This window comes from Aerosakkonema sp. BLCC-F183 (assembly GCF_041929145.1).
Taxonomy (GTDB): Bacteria; Cyanobacteriota; Cyanobacteriia; order Cyanobacteriales; family Aerosakkonemataceae; genus Aerosakkonema.
This window is the reverse complement of sequence record NZ_JBHFNU010000055.1, coordinates 60896-76092: the sequence shown is the minus strand read 5'-3', so window position 1 is coordinate 76092 and position 15197 is coordinate 60896. Positions and strand designations below refer to the sequence as shown.

Annotated in this window: 9 protein-coding genes and 1 pseudogene; 4 read left to right on the top strand and 6 right to left on the bottom strand. The window is 43.1% G+C overall.

The features are described 5' to 3' along the window. Positions 1-146 precede the first annotated feature (146 nt). A pseudogene (gene tnpA, locus ACE1CD_RS16675) lies at positions 147-535 on the bottom strand (IS200/IS605 family transposase). Positions 536-592: 57 nt separating this feature from the next. Between tnpA and ACE1CD_RS16670 the strand changes: the two are divergent. Then, a complete protein-coding gene (locus tag ACE1CD_RS16670; protein WP_374825585.1) occupies positions 593-2068 on the top strand; it encodes an RNA-guided endonuclease InsQ/TnpB family protein in 1476 nt (491 codons plus the stop codon). A gap of 54 nt (positions 2069-2122) precedes the next feature. On the opposite strand, the gene ACE1CD_RS16665 is transcribed toward ACE1CD_RS16670, so the two are convergent. Continuing rightward, positions 2123-5413 (bottom strand): GAF domain-containing protein, encoded by a 3291-nt coding sequence (locus ACE1CD_RS16665; protein ID WP_374794030.1) that lies wholly within the window; start codon positions 5411-5413, stop codon positions 2123-2125. A gap of 880 nt (positions 5414-6293) precedes the next feature. On the opposite strand from ACE1CD_RS16665, the gene ACE1CD_RS16660 reads away from it, so the two are divergent. Continuing rightward, positions 6294-6533: a type II toxin-antitoxin system HicB family antitoxin gene (locus ACE1CD_RS16660; RefSeq protein ID WP_374794028.1), complete on the top strand. Its 240-nt coding sequence runs from the start codon at positions 6294-6296 to the stop codon at positions 6531-6533. Positions 6534-6635: 102 nt separating this feature from the next. On the opposite strand, the gene ACE1CD_RS16655 is transcribed toward ACE1CD_RS16660, so the two are convergent. Then, complete coding sequence (locus ACE1CD_RS16655; protein ID WP_374825583.1) at positions 6636-7706, bottom strand: WD40 repeat domain-containing protein; 1071 nt, start codon at positions 7704-7706, stop codon at positions 6636-6638. 304 nt (positions 7707-8010) lie between these two features. Further along, positions 8011-9564: a GUN4 domain-containing protein gene (locus ACE1CD_RS16650; RefSeq protein WP_374825581.1), complete on the bottom strand. Its 1554-nt coding sequence runs from the start codon at positions 9562-9564 to the stop codon at positions 8011-8013. A gap of 410 nt (positions 9565-9974) precedes the next feature. Here ACE1CD_RS16650 and ACE1CD_RS16645 point away from each other — a divergent pair, with 410 nt between their 5' ends. Together ACE1CD_RS16645 and ACE1CD_RS16640 are read left to right on the top strand one after the other, a co-directional pair. Next, entirely contained in the window at positions 9975-12224 is a 2250-nt protein-coding gene (locus ACE1CD_RS16645; RefSeq protein WP_374825579.1) for a tetratricopeptide repeat protein, read from the top strand. Positions 12225-12238: 14 nt separating this feature from the next. Next, the gene (locus ACE1CD_RS16640) at positions 12239-12571 is read left to right on the top strand and encodes a hypothetical protein (protein WP_374825577.1); all 333 of its coding nucleotides are present in this window, start codon (positions 12239-12241) and stop codon (positions 12569-12571) included. Here the strand turns inward: ACE1CD_RS16640 and ACE1CD_RS16635 are convergent. Together ACE1CD_RS16635 and ACE1CD_RS16630 are read right to left on the bottom strand one after the other, a co-directional pair. Continuing rightward, positions 12543-13571, bottom strand: a complete 1029-nt coding sequence (locus ACE1CD_RS16635; protein ID WP_374825575.1) for a WD40 repeat domain-containing protein — start codon at positions 13569-13571, stop codon at positions 12543-12545. The genes ACE1CD_RS16640 and ACE1CD_RS16635 overlap by 29 nt on opposite strands. Positions 13572-14234: 663 nt before the next feature. Next, positions 14235-15185 (bottom strand): YsnF/AvaK domain-containing protein, encoded by a 951-nt coding sequence (locus ACE1CD_RS16630; RefSeq protein ID WP_374825573.1) that lies wholly within the window; start codon positions 15183-15185, stop codon positions 14235-14237. Positions 15186-15197 lie beyond the last annotated feature (12 nt).

Sequence of the window (15197 nt, the reverse complement as noted above, 5' to 3'; positions counted from 1 at the left end):
TTGGGTGTAAAATGAAGGTATTAAATTCATTTTTTTCATTAGTTAGGTCTACTTGAGAATAGCAGACCTATTTTTTTTTGACAACAATCGGTCAACCCCGCACGCAGTAAGGGGTTGACCGATTGTTGTCTCCCCCCCAGTTGCCGTCAAGTTCTCTGGTTCTCAATATAACGCCTCACTGTTTCATTGCTAACGTGAAGAGCCGTAGAAACAAAGTACGAATGTGTCCACAAGCTAGGTAATTTTAACAGTTGTGGAAACTCTTGTCTTAACAATCTTGAACTTCTAGCCTTGATAGCCTTAACTACTTGATGTGGTGCTATATTAGGCGGGACATTAACAAATAAATGAATATGGTCAGGCATTATTTCCAAAGCTATAATTACCCACTTCTTTTCTTGGCACACTCCCCAGATGATTTCTCTTGGCCGATTTTCAATATCTCCTGTCAACACTTTTTGCGTCGTTTTGCTGTCCAGACTAAATGGTAATTAACCATTGACACCGAATGATTAGATTTCCTATATTGTTGCATTTTATTTGATCGTAGTGCTAAGATTGTCTTGTTGATAGCTTAACACTAACGACCAAGATGATCCTAAGCTATGTCTACAAATTACGTCCTTCTGGCAGTCAATCTGCCAAGATGGAGTTGTGGCTAGATATGTTGCGTAGTCATTACAATTGGTGTTTAGCTGACCGGATTGAAACCTATCAACAGCAGTTTGTTCAAGGTGCTTACTGCAATCTGAAAACCAGAGCAGAAGCAACTCCCTTAACTTGCTGCATAGTCAAGAATGGAGCAACGGGAAATCCTTGGCAGGATAGTGGTAAAAAGCGCAACGCTGTCACCATTCAAGATGCTGCATTGGTTGAACTTAAAGCATCTCGTCCTTGGTACAAATCCATAGACTCGGATGTTTTACAACGCAATATTGCAAGGCTTAACACCGCTTATCAAAACTTCTTTGACGGAAGAGGATTCCCTGTATTCAAAAACCGTAGTAATTTTCGTTCCTTTGAATACAAACCAGGTCGAGTTAAATTTCAAGGGAACAAGGTTTACCTGCCCAAGATTGGCTTGATGCGATTCTTGAACTCTCGACCAATACCGGATAGTTTTACGGTTAAAAGTGTAACTATTCGCTGCAAGACAGATGGTTGGTTTATGAGTGTCCGTATTGAGGATAAATCTGTACCAGAACTGCCAAAGAGAGATATTTCTAGTATCAAAACAGCAGTGGGGTTAGACATGGGGCTAACCAAACTAGCTTATTGTTCAGATGGTAGTGATATACAAAACCCAAGGTTTGCTACCAACAAGAAAACCAAGCGGATCCTTAAGATTCGTCAACGCCGTCTTAGTCGTACAAAAAAAGGTAGTCAAAATCGGAAGAAACGGCTTAGTCAAGTTGCATCGCTTCATAACAAAATCGCTAATCATAGAAATGCTTATCAATGGCAGATAGCCAATAAGATAGTCAAGAAAGCAGATGCTGTTATAGTAGAAGACCTCAATATTAAAGGCATGGTTAAACGATGCAAACCTAAACGATGTGAGAAAACAGGAAGATTTTTATCTAATGGTCAATCTGCTAAAAGAGGATTAAATCGCGCTATTTTAGATGCTGCTTGGGGAGAGTTTATTTCTAAGATTGAGTACGTGGCTGCAAAGTCAGGAAAAATCTTACTTAAAATTAACCCTAAACATACAAGTCAAACTTGTAGTGTCTGCGGTCATGTCGATAAATTCAGTAGGGACAGAGAGAAGTTTATCTGTACTGAATGTGGTCATTTTGATCATGCAGATAGGCAGGCTGCAAGAAACATCAAGCAAAAAGCCGTCCAAGAATATGGATTGAATTTAATTAAGGTACTTCGGGACTCGAAGGAACCCAAACAGCTATCGCTGTTTGAAACGCCCAGCACTGAATCAACAGTGCCTAAACGGAGAAAACAGACCGCTCTTAAGAGCAAACGGTCTGTGCCTGGGAATCTGGCAGTACAATTGGATTTGTTCTCCCAGAATATATGGAATGTGAGTTCTATAGAATCACCCTTTTTCTAAAAGGGTGAGTGTCAAAGCCAAAAGCATACCAATATTCAGGTTTTGCACCGGAATCTAAACTCCAATACTAACAACGGGTAAAGTAAACCAAAAGGTTGCACCAGCACCCGGACTGCTAATCACACCAATTTCGCCGCCGTGGGCGGTGATGATTTGCCGACAGAGATACAAACCCAATCCGATACCGGTTAAGCGCCGGACGTGGGAACCGCGCACGTATAGTTCAAATAAATGCTCGCAAGTTTCTCGATCCATTCCGACACCGTTATCTTCAAGAGTGAAACGAAGAAATTGGGCTTTTAACAACACGGAATAATCATCACCTAAATGCTTCGTTCCTAGAGATAGATCGCTTGTATTGTCATGCTTGCACTCTGGCGTTTTCCCGTTTTCAACAGTAGCTTTAAGTGTCAAATTAAGTCCGGGCGGGTTATGATTTAAGGCATTGGTTACTAGGTTTTCAAAAACGCGCCATAGTTGTTCTCGGTCTGCATTTATCATTGGCATATCGGAGCTAATTAAGTTGTGAAATTTTGCTTTATTCTTATCCAATAGGGGCTCTAAATCTGCAATAATTGCTTGCACTATTTCGTTTAGTTGTAGTGGCTTGGGGTAGAGAGCTAAACCGCGTACTTCAGTAGAATGGACTTCCAAAAGCGAGTTAATCAGGTGGAGTTGCCGATCGCTACTTTCGATCATGCGTTCTAAAGTCGATCGCGGTACGGGAATTTCGGATTTGGGATTGTTGATAAATGCTGATTTATGAGTATTGAGCAAATTTTTCAAAACGAGCAACCAACCCATAACGGGTGTCCGCAAATCATGGGTGACAGCGTGTAGGAAGATATCTTTAAGTTGGTTGATTTCTTGCAATTCTCTATTTCTTTGTTGCAATTGAGATGTGCGCTCCTCTACTTGTCGTTCTAAATTAGCATTGAGAGCGTATACTTGTTGATAGAGTTCGGCTTGCTGAATCGCGATCGCTACTTGTGTTGCTAACTGTTCTAGCAGACCGATTTCAAATTCCTGCCAGTGACGGGGTGCGGAACATTGATGAACGACTAAGGCACCAAATAGCTGATCGCCTAACAGAATCGGTACACCTAAACCCGCTCTAATTTTATATTGAGAATAGTACTTAGCACAAGGTTGTTGTGTGGCTTTGGCGGTGTCTTCCACAACTCGGACGCGGTGATTTTCAAATAGCGATCGCAATTCTTGCAGGTAGCTTTTATCGTTTACTAGAAAGCCTAAAACAGACGGGTACTTGGAATCGACTGATTCAGCAACAATTTGCCCTTGACTGTTTAGTTGTTGGTAGCCGATGAAAACGCGATCGGCTTGCAGAAATTGTCTTACTTCCGCAACTGTGGTGTTAAGAATTTCGTCGAGATTGAGCGAGCGGCGAATGCGTAAAGCAATTTGAGCTAAGAGGCGATCGCGTTGAACTGCTGCAAGTAATTGCTCCTCTGCTTTTTGGTGTTCGTAAGCTTCGATCGCCAAAGAAACTAAATCCGCTATAGAGCCTGCAAAATTTTCTTCTTCTAATGCCCAATGACGACAAGTTTCTACCTGTTCTTGACAGACAATTCCCACCATTTGCCCGCCTAACCAAATGGGTGAATCTAACATAGATTTGACACCAATTGGTGTCAAATAGCGCTCGGAAAAGTCTCTAGTTCTGGGGTCGCTATAGGCATCAGCGGCGGCGATTGTCCGCTCGGTTTCCAATGCCTTAAAATAAGCTGGATAGTTAACTGCTGCCAGTTCCAAACCTTGAGAATGACGATTGAGGCTGCGTTCGTAAAGGTCGATACACGTAATGCGAGAGCGATCGCTATTATACAACCAAACGCTAGCCCGCTCAATTTCTAAAGTCTTGGCAGCAGCTTCGGTAATTTTTTGAATCGCCGTTTTTAAATTGCCGCTATTGATTGTTTTGTCCTTGGCTAATTCCATCAGGACTCGGTTTTGCTGACGCAAGCGCCTTTCGCTTTCCCGCAAAGCTATTTCGACTCGCTTGCGCTCAGTAATATCCAGGGACATCAACATTCCGGCAAATATTTCCCCACGCTCATTTTTAACAGGCAGTGTATGTAAAAGATATACCGATTCGCCATATTGCAATTCAAAAATATTTGTATTTCCGGCTAGCGCTGCCCGATAATACGGCTCTATAATTTTACAGGTTTCGGGAGACCATACCTCCCAAATTGTCTGGCCTTCTAATAATTCTTTGGAAACACCGATTGCGGCTAATCCCGTACCTTCTGCAATGGAGTAACGCAAGTTGCGATCGAACAAGAAAACTCCACCGTTGGGAAAGTTCCTCGCCAGCGTGCGATATAATTCTTCTCCTTTCCGCAGTTCTTCTTGTGCCAAGTAGCGCTCGGTGATATCGATACCAGTACCGATGATGTACTTGACATTGCGATTGGCATCGAAGATGGCTGTACTTGACCAAGCAATTCGCCGCCGTATGCCGTTTTTTGTCAGCCAATAGTTTTCATAATTTATTGGGAAATGACCTGCTTTTAGCTTAGAAAATATAACTTTTACTGCCTCTTTTTCTTCTCTAATTAAGAATAAATCCCAGAAATGTTTGCCTTTTACTTCATCAAATGAGTAGTCAGTTGTTTGTTCGCAAGCTCTGTTAAAGCGGATAATTTGCCCTTGGCGATCGAGTACCACCACCAGCGCACCAGCAGTATCGAGAATAGCAGCAATAAAATCGCGTTCTTGGCGCAATTCTTCTTGGGTTTGCCTTTGAGCGATGACGCCGCCCAGCGTTGCCGCCATCGTCATTAATACCGCTTCTTCGTCTCTCGACCAACGACGATCGCAATGGCAATCATCAAAACCAATTACACCCCAAAGTTGACCGTTAATCGGAATGGGAACAACTAATATCGATAAAGCTCCTTGCGGTTCTATTAATTGTCTTTGGATAGACGGTAATTCTTTAATTAAAGCGCTGACAGAATTCCCAGCTTTTAGCGTTTCGTACCACTGCGTCATCTCGTAAGCGGCGAAATCTAGGTTCTGCAAAATTGGGTTGTTCAGTTCGGCAGTAACGCTAGTATGAGCCCATTCAAAGCGCTGACTGGTCACAGGTTCGCCTGTTTCTGGGTGAGGATGAATTTCAAAAATATAGACTCGATCGACTCCCGTTACTCGCCCCAAAGTTGCTAAAGCTTCATTAATAGCTGTAGCATAGTCTTCGGCGGTCAGCAGTTGACGAGTAGCTTCTGCAACTCCTTGCAAGAGATTCGGCCAAGAAGGCATGGTTTTGGCGATTGATTCGGGAAAAGTTGGTTTGGCAAGTTGTTTGATAGTTTCCTTCATTTTTTACCTGCGCGATCTTTTATGTTTTAATTTTTAATGTTTCACCCGATTGGGTTATCCGATGGTATGAGGGAAATCTCCTCCAGAGGTAATTAAACTGGCTTTTGCATAACTATAAAGGAAAAATTATCAAAATTATGCCTCTATTTACAAAAATCTGCTTGTCTCAACAGAACCAATTTCGCATCCTCTTAGTATTATCTGCATTTTGATTGAGTCGATCGATTTCGACTGTAGCTCAGCAAGTACCGCCCAGTCTGACACAGGGGTCAAGCGAGTTCGCCTCAGCTGCGATCGTACACCTTCCGCTTCCGCAACGGTAAAGTCTATTTTCGCCTCAATGTCGGCTGGGACACTGGTTTTACAGAAATTACCTCTAAAAGCCTCGCTACAGGTCGTCCCTACGTGCGCTGGCGTGCGGAAGAATAAAGGAAGGCTCTCGCCTACTTGTGGAGATCGTCGAAACTTATCTAATCGTAGGGTGGCTTAGGCACGGGCGATTGTTTCAGCACTTTCGATCGATAATTTAGTTAACTGCTTTTCGCCTGAATGAAGATGGTTATTGTGGGTTAATATGATTTCGGGTCGGTTTGAGGAACGGAGAAAGCTATTGGTACAAGTGCCGATTTAGGGCGATCGCTCCTGGTAATTCTACAAAACAAAGATAAAATTATACATTAACATTTCATACCTTGGGGAAGTTTTAGCGATCGTACTTTCAATACATCACAGTTCTTTACAGGAGATTTGACACGACAGTTAGAAAACTTGATTGGGTCGTGACCAATTCTCGAACATCCTATCTACAAGATCTAACTGTGAGTTACTATGGAATCATGCCCAGGTAAAAGTAGATAGATTACCAACAACTTGAAAAATTATGGATAACAACAATAAACAAATTTACAATTATACAGTTCTTCTGGAAAAAGAATCAGATGGAGGCGATCGCGCTTTTTGTCCTATCCTCAAAGGTTGTCATTCTCAAGGAGATTCTTTTGAAGAAGCGATCGCTAATATTACAGAAGCTATAGAATTATATATTGAAAGTTTAAAGGCTGATAATCAGCCTATTCATACAGAAGATTTAATTGTTAAGCCTTTAAGGATATTGGCATGAGTAATTTTCCCAGCGTCAATAGTACAAGTGCCGATTTAGGAAAGTCGGTTAAAACCGACTTTCGCTATGAGAAGAGTAATTTATTCTCCGTCGGACTTTGATTCAACGCGACACCCGCCAAACTTTGATTATTTCGTCACCACCACTAACCAAAGTCTGTCCATCTGAACTGATAACGACAGAACTAACCCAGTAGGAATGACCGGGCAAAGTGCGAATCAAATCGCCTGTTTTTAAATTCCAAATTTTGATAGTTTCGTCAGCACTCCCGCTAACCAAAGTCTGCCCATCTGGACTGATGGCGACAGACCAAACAGCTAGAGAATGACCCGACAAAGTGCGAATTAAATCGCCTGTTTTTAAATCCCAAATTTTGATGGTTTTATCCCTACTACTACTAGCTAAAGTCTGCCCATCTCGACTGATGGCCACACAATTAACATAGTCGGAATGACCCGACAAAGTGCGGATTAAATCACCTGTTGCTAAATCCCAAATTTTGATCGTTTTGTCCCTACTAGCACTAACTAAATTCTGCCCATCTGGACTGATGGCGACAGAACGAACATAGTCGGAATGACCGGACAAAGTGCGAATTAAATCACCTGTTGCCAAATTCCAAATTTTGATCGTATTGTCAAAACTACCGCTAACTAAAGTTTGTCCATCTGGACTGATGGCGACAGACCAAACATCGCTGGAATGACCCGATAAAGTACGGATTAAATTGCCTGTTACTGAATGCCAAATTTTGATAGTATTGTCATAACTACCGCTAACTATAGTCTGCCCATCTGGACTGATGGTGATAGCAGAAACCGAGTCAGAATGACCGGATAAAGTGCGGATTAAATCGCCTGTTGTTAAATTCCAAATTTTGATCGTACCGTCAAAACTACCGCTAACCAAAATCTGCCCATCTCGACTGATGGCTAGAGAAATAACTCCTTTGGAATGACCTGTAAGAGTTTTATCTAAAGAAACATTTTCTAAAGAACTTCCACTCGCATTAGAACTCATCACAACTGGATTAGGGGAACTAACATTTCTCTGGCCAATAGGAGGATGACCTAATGTAGATATGGAATACGCCAACTCTCCTCCTAAAAGTAACAAGACAGTCGCCGCTACTCTTAAAGGTAATTTAATTTCCCATTTGCCGATTTTTTTCACGATTTCCTCTATTTGCTGTTAAAATAACTGCTTATTCATGTTTTTAGCTGGTATTAAGGGTTTATCCTGATTCATCGCACTTTTAACTGCCCTCATTTTATAGGATACATTGGTTTTGTATTCAAAGCCCAAACCACCGAATGATGTGTAGGGGTGCCGCTACGCGAACGCCCCTACAGTGTTATATTAAAAACCGGGTTTCTCAAACCAAAATCTAGGTTCAAGGTAGAAACTATTGCCAAAAACAAAGGTGGTGAACTTCAACGCGACACCCGCCAAATTTCGATCTTGTTGTGCTTGAAAATTAAGGAATACCACATTTGGCAAGTTTTGGTGCTAGCACAGATAATTTGTTACTAGGTAACTTGTTGTTATTAAACATTTGGGGCAAGTGTCCTATTGGTGAATTCATAGTAAAATTGTACTCATCATATTTTAGCCAATGCTTATTGACGCGCCATCCGACACGATCTCCAAAACGGTTATAAATTTCAGGAGTTGCTTGTGAACTCCCGCCAACAGCCTCCCAAATAGATTTTTGAACGCTAAAACCAAACTTTCCTTTGCTATATTTCACCCATAGTTTATTGATATGGGCAAGGTCTTTACAAGGAAAACTATCTATAGATTTTATATCAAGCCAACCCTCTTCTCGACCAGAAGCCTTAAGCATGATATTACGAGTTTCTACATCAGCTTCTTTCCATATTTCTAATTTCAGTAAATTTTCGAGTTGAGTATAGTCTAGGCTTGTTGTAATAGAAATAGAACGCGGCGAACTAATAGGCGCAACACTTCTCACCACACTCGCACTAGAACTTGGCGAACTCGTCACCAGCGGACTAGGCAGACTAACAGAACTCCCACCTAATTTAGAAACCCAAAACCCAATTCCACCACCGAAAACCAATAACACTCCCGCCGCCATCCCCAGAGGAAAATTGGTTTTCCGCTTTGCCAACTTTTGCGCCAGTTCGTCTATCCTCTGCAAAAGCACCTGAGTATTGTGCGGTCTATCCCCTGGCTTTCGCGCCATCAAATTATCGATAAAGTTAGCCAAAATGGGTGAAATATTCGCAGCCTGTCGCCAGCGAAACACATCATTATGGGGATCGTAAAAATTGAAAACATTCTGTCCCGTCAGCAAATACACAAACGTCCGTCCCAATGCAAAAAAATCTGATTGCGGTACAGCTTGGCAATTCTGTTGTTCCGGTGGCGTATACCCAACAGAAACTATCGCCGTAATTTGGTATCCCGCACCCAGTCTGGCAAGATAAGTATAGGTAGCTTCCCTCGCCGTGCCAAAATCAATCAACACCAACTGCCCATCCCGTCTTAGCATGATATTGGGCGGCTTAATATCCCGATGGAAATACTGCTTTCCATGCACTATCTGCAATATTTCTGCCAGTTGCTTTAACCAGGCTATTGCTTGCTGTTCGGAAATGGGATGATTTCCCTGCTGTTTTAGCCACTCTTCTAAGTTTGGCCCCTCGATTTTTTCCATCACAATGCAGTGCAATATCAACCCGTTTCTGGTTTGATACTCGAAATAACCATCGACTTTGGGAATACCGGGATGCTGGAACTGCGCTAATACGTTTGCTTCTTGTTGAAATAGTTCGACTGCTTTCGGTTCCTTGTTGAGATGTTCTTTGAGGACTTTCAGTATTTTGGCAGTTCCCCGTTGTTCTGCGGTGTAAATTTTGCCAAAACCGCTGTTATCGCTGAGGAGTCGCATCACCCGATAGCGTCCTTGCAGAAGTAAGTCGGAACCGCAACTTTGACATTGGCGGTTGTTGCTGTTCTGCGGGTTGTCTGGTTTTGGGCAATGTGGGTTGATGCACAGACTCATAGCTGGCTGTGGTTGGGTGTGATTTTAGTATAAGGGGGATTTGAGATCTTCTGTCTGAGGATAGGTTTACATTTTTTACCGCAGATGTAAGCGGATGAACGCGGATAAACGCAGATGTAGAGGTGGATGTCTGTTGATTGCATGGCTGGTTGATTCTTTTACCGCAGATGTAAGCAGATGAACGCGGATAAACGCAGATGTGGAGATGGATGTATGTTTGCGGGATGAGTGGTTGATTTTTTTACCGCAGATGTAAGGGAATGAACGCGGATGAACGCAGATGTAGAGATGGATGTATCCTTATTATATGTGCGATCGCTCTTTGGGTCTGTTGTTGCGTTTGGGCGCTAAAGCGCAACCACATACCGAATTAGCGCCCAGTCCCCAGTCCCGACGCCCTCGCCTCTCTTATGTTAAGTCTCTCACAAGCGATCGCTCTTGCTTACCAGTCTCTCCAAATCGGTCAAGTTTCTCAAGCACAGTCGATTTGTCAGCAAATTTTACAGCAACAACCTGATTGTGCAGAAGCGCTATATTTGCTGGGTGCGATCGCTCATCAATCTGGTAAGCTGGATGATGCAATTCTCTATTATCTCCAAACTATTGCTTTTTCTCCTGGCTATGCTGAAGCTTACTATAGTTTGGCTGCTGTTTTGCACCAGCAGGGTCAGTTGTTAGAAGCAATCTCGTATTACCACCAAGCGATCGCTCTCAAGCCAGGTTATACTGACGCTTATTATAATTTAGCTAATGCTTTTCAACAAGTAGGCGATTTCTCTGCTGCTATTCTCCACTATCAGCAAGTTCTGTCTTTCTATCCCCAGGATGCGGAAGCTCATGCTAATTTGGCAAATATCTATTTGGAACAAGGTTTTATTGATGCTGCTATTCCACATTACCAGCAAGCGATCGCTCTCCGTCCCGATGTTCCCGGAATTTATTACAATCTCGGTAAAGCGCTTCTAATTTTGCACAAGTATGCAGAGGCGATTGTACCATATCAACAGGCTTTAAGTCTTGCGCCACAATATCTAGATCCTTACCTTGGTTTGGGTACTGCTTTCACTTATCTGTTTCGCTATGAGGAAGCGATCGCTTGTTTTCAACAGGCTCTCGCGATCGATCCCAATAGTCCGGAAGCTTACCTCAATTGGGGAATAGCTTTAGCTTATCAGAATCAAGTTGAAAAAGCAATAGACTGTTTCCAAAAAGCGTTGCAACTTAAACCAAATTCTGCGCCAGCTTATTGGGAAAACGCTTTCATTTTGCCGATTATCTACGATACCTTTGAGCAGATTGCTTTCTGGCGTCAGCGCTTCTGTCGGGAAGTTAATCAATTAATTCGACAAACTTGGTTAAATTCGTCCCTGCGTCAGTCTGCCTTAACAATTTTAAACCAGAAAGCTATCAACTTCTACCCTGCCTATCAAGGTTATAACGAGCGCGGTATACAACGCAAGTTAGGCAAATTTTTACATCAATTGATGGCGGAAGAATATCCGCAATGGTCTATAGATTTACCCATGCCACGTCTGCGTAAAAATGATAAAATTCGCCTCGGCTACATTTCCACACACTTGCGAAATCATAGCGTCGCTAAGTTAATTTTTGGCTGGCTGAAAAACTGCGATCGCCAACAGTTTGAAATTTACATCTATCAAGTTGCTCCCGAAGTAGATGCCGTTACAGAAAAAATCCGAGATTGCAGCGATAAATTTTATCATATTTATGGTAATATAGAGATAATTTGCCAACAGGTGATGGATGACAAGCTGCATATTCTGATGTTTGCAGATATTGGCATGAGTCCGCTGACGTATCAAATCGCCGCATTACGTTTAGCGCCTGTGCAATGTGTAACTTGGGGACATCCAGTAACGACAGGTTTGCCAACAATTGATTACTTTTTATCTGGCGATTTAATGGAACCGGAAAATGCGCGATCGCACTATTCCGAAAAGTTATTTTGTTTGCCGAATATCGGAATGTGCTATCAAAAGCCAGAAATTCCCGAACTTAGCAAAACTCGTGCCGATTTTCAGCTTCGCAAAGATGCGATCGTTTATCTTTGCTGTCAATCTTTATTCAAATACCTACCTCAATACGATCGCATCTTTGCGGAAATAGCGCAGCGGGTTCCCCAAGCGCAGTTTACCTTCATTTCTCACGATGCGGCTACTGTTAATGCTCAATTTCAAGAACGTTTAAAACGAGCTTTTGCTAAATTTGATTTGCACAGCGAAGATTACTGCATCTTGCAACCGAGAATGTCGCAAATTGAGTACTTCAATCTCAATTTACTTGCGGATATCTTTCTAGATACTTTCAGTTGGTCGGGCGGTAATACAACCTTGGAAGCGATCGCTTGCGGTTTACCGGTGGTGACTTGTCCGGGAAAATTTATGCGCGGTCGTCACTCCTATGGTATATTAAAAATGATGGGTATGACAGAGACGATCGCCCAAAATGAAGCCGAGTATATCGATATTGCTGTCAAGTTGGGTTTAGACTTAGATTGGCGACAAGAAATCGTGCGAAAAACTTACGAAAGTCATAGTTTAGTTTACGAGGATAAAACCTGCATTACCGCCTTGGAATCATTCTACAAAACAGTTGTTTTAGAAAGGCAGAAGAGCGGAGGGTTACATCATTCAAACTAAGATTAGGTACGTAGTTGGGCTTTAGCCCCCAGATTCGTGGGAGAAGAGGGCTAAAGCCCAACTACATACTCAGGAGAAGAGGGCTAAAGCCCAACTACATACTCAGGAGAAGAGGGCTAAAGCCCAACTACATACTCAGGAGAAGAGGGCTAAAGCCCAACTACATACTTGGGAGAAGAGGGCTAAAGCCCAACTACATACTCAGGAGAAGAGGGCTAAAGCCCAACTACATACTTGGGAGAAGAGGGCTAAAGCCCAACTACATACTCACGAGAAGAGGCGTCAAGCCCAACTACATACTTACGACCGGATATGATATCAATTATCCCGCAAACGCCACATTTTAATGCTGCTATCATCGTCATCGCTCAGTGTTTGCTCGCCGGGATTTGTAGTCACAGACCAAAACCAATTAGAATCACCGGTGAGAGTGCGAAGTAATTTCCCGCTATTCATCTCCCACATCTTAATAGTATTATCATTACTACCGCTAACGAGAGTTTTGCGATCGCTGCCAATCGCCACAGACAAAACACCACCCGAATGACCGGTGAGAGTGCGAAGCAACTTGCCATTGCTGACTTGCCAGATTTTGATCGTATTATCCGAGCTGCCGCTGACAGCGGTTTCGCCATCGGGACACAGAGCGATCGAATCAACCCAGCAAGAATGACCATTGAGCTTGCGAAGCATCTTGCCGTTGCTCAACTGCCATATTCTCACAGTGCAATCCGAACTGCCACTAATGATAAACTTTCCATCCGGACTAATCGCAACACTCGCCACCCAATTAGAATGACCCTTGAGAGTGCGAAGCATTTTGCCCGTGGAAAGTTGCCAAACTTTAATAGTATTGTCAAAACTGCCGCTGACGATATGCGTACCATCCGGACTGATGGCAAGAGACAGAACTGAGCCACAATGACAAGTAAGCGTGCGAAGCAATTTGCCATCTGCAACGTTCCAAACCTTAATGCTATTATCATTGCTACCGCTCACCACAGTCTGTCCGTCAGAACTAAAGGCAAGACAAAGAACGGAACCGCGATGATCGCTCAGAGTGCGAAGTAATTGGGCGTCCTCTAAATTCCAAATCTTGATAGTATTGTCATTACCCGCGCTGACGAGAGTTTTCCCATCCGGGCTAATAGCGAGAGCTCGCACGCAGTCTGAATGACCGGTTAAGCTGCCAAGCAATTGACCGTTGTCGAGATCCCAAATCTTGATTTCTTCCGAGTTGGCGCTGACCAGCAGAGGCAAGCGGGGGCTGATAGCGACAGCGCGGACGTAGTTGGAATTACCGATCGAGCTATTAACCAGGGGCGGACGGGCGTTGGTGGTGAACATGACTGAGGTGATTCTCCTTCTGTTGGCGTTGCAAAATCAGCTGGGTATTGGCAGAGTGCGATGCGGGTGAACCCGCTTTTACTATAAGCCAGAAAATCTGCTAGCAGTGGCTGAATCTAGGGAGCATTGTGGCAAAATTCGATACCAAGAGTGTGGGAATTTTATCAGAACTTAAAGAAAAAAGTGCAGATGCTACCTGGGGCTGGGATTTTGCCAAAAGTCATGGCACGAACTGCCAGCGGCTGGCTTCAGCCCTCCCATCTAGAATGCCCAAGATTGTCCCCAAACTCTCTAAATATGTTTGTTTTATTTGATTTTGTTTTGTAGCATAGGTTCTTTTCGATGCACCCGAAGCAAGCTTGTCGCTCACTTCTTGAGTTTCTTATAAGCTGCACCTGCACTATAAGCCAAACCAGATAGTTTGGCAAACTGCTTCTGCTTTGCAATGATTTTCTAACTAGCGCCTTTCTCGGTGTATTTTCCGGGGCAAGTTACCCCAAGACACCCCAGAACTACAAAAGCTCAGTAAAATCCTGCGGTAACGATCGTAACATTTTTATTGCCGATCGTTACCGGTGTGGGATGGAAAAAATTTTAAATCGCAAATTGGAAAATGCTTGAATTGCCCAATCTAAAATCTCAAATCCAAAATCTCAAATCGATTTAGGTACCAGAACAGCGATCGAACCACTCCTGGTAAACTTGCTGATGTTGCGAATCCGACAGCAAAATTTCTATTCGCACGCTCTTACACCCGTTATCTAGCTGTCTGGCAATGGCATCTAACAGCAGGCTGGCAGTTTTAGGAGAACTAAATTCGCCGCTGACAGCTAACTGACTGTTTTGATTGGCAGTTGCGATCGCTTCGGGAGCGGGAATTTCTCCTTGTCCTAAATCTATTTCTGCCAGTACTTTTGGTGACGGACTGACTTGTTCGACAATTAATTTCTCGTACTGGACTGGCACCTCTACCATCCGAGTTTCGATTTCTTTACGAACAATTACTTCACCTACTTTACGTTTGTTGAGGTTAACAACCAATCGTTCTTCCAGTAACCGAATAACTTCTTCTTCTACCACATCCGACATCTCGGAATCAGCGGGAGAGATATCCTCATTTTCAGATGATTCCAGGTTATCCTCGAAGTCATTTGGTGCTGACATATGCTCTGCATAAGAGCTAGCGTAATGACTTGGTGTTGGATTGACTTCAGGCGTTTGGGAAGGGGGAGAATTGCTTGACCGAACTGCTTCGCTCTGCCTTTCTGACATCTGCCTTGCCAGAGTCTGCGATCGTCTATATTCTGGCAGCTCCTGTATTTCGTTTTTTGTAATATCTAATGAAAGGGATTTACTGGGATAATCAACTTGATGAATGTGATTGCTTCTTAATAAAAAAACGTGCGAACCGGACGCGGCATCCGCCTGAGCTATAACTAAGTTTAGCTGCCGCGATTTATCAAGATGCACATCCTTTACTTGCCCGACCAAGATGGCGCTACTGTCCACAACAGAAAAGTTTCTTAGTTTATTCTTCAACTTCTCTAGCAAGACTTTAATGCGAAGATTATGTTTGTCCGATTCTAGCTTTTTTGTAGATGTTTGCTTCTCCATTTTACTCACCTT

What these genes read in the sequence shown, in the direction of transcription:
- ACE1CD_RS16670 (WP_374825585.1), top strand. Translation starts at nt 593, where the DNA reads ATGATCCTAAGCTATGTCTACAAATTACGTCCTTCTGGCAGTCAATCT.
- ACE1CD_RS16665 (WP_374794030.1), bottom strand. Translation starts at nt 5,413, where the DNA reads ATGAAGGAAACTATCAAACAACTTGCCAAACCAACTTTTCCCGAATCA.
- ACE1CD_RS16660 (WP_374794028.1), top strand. Translation starts at nt 6,294, where the DNA reads ATGGATAACAACAATAAACAAATTTACAATTATACAGTTCTTCTGGAA.
- ACE1CD_RS16650 (WP_374825581.1), bottom strand. Translation starts at nt 9,564, where the DNA reads ATGAGTCTGTGCATCAACCCACATTGCCCAAAACCAGACAACCCGCAG.
- ACE1CD_RS16645 (WP_374825579.1), top strand. Translation starts at nt 9,975, where the DNA reads ATGTTAAGTCTCTCACAAGCGATCGCTCTTGCTTACCAGTCTCTCCAA.
- ACE1CD_RS16635 (WP_374825575.1), bottom strand. Translation starts at nt 13,571, where the DNA reads ATGTTCACCACCAACGCCCGTCCGCCCCTGGTTAATAGCTCGATCGGT.
- ACE1CD_RS16630 (WP_374825573.1), bottom strand. Translation starts at nt 15,185, where the DNA reads ATGGAGAAGCAAACATCTACAAAAAAGCTAGAATCGGACAAACATAAT.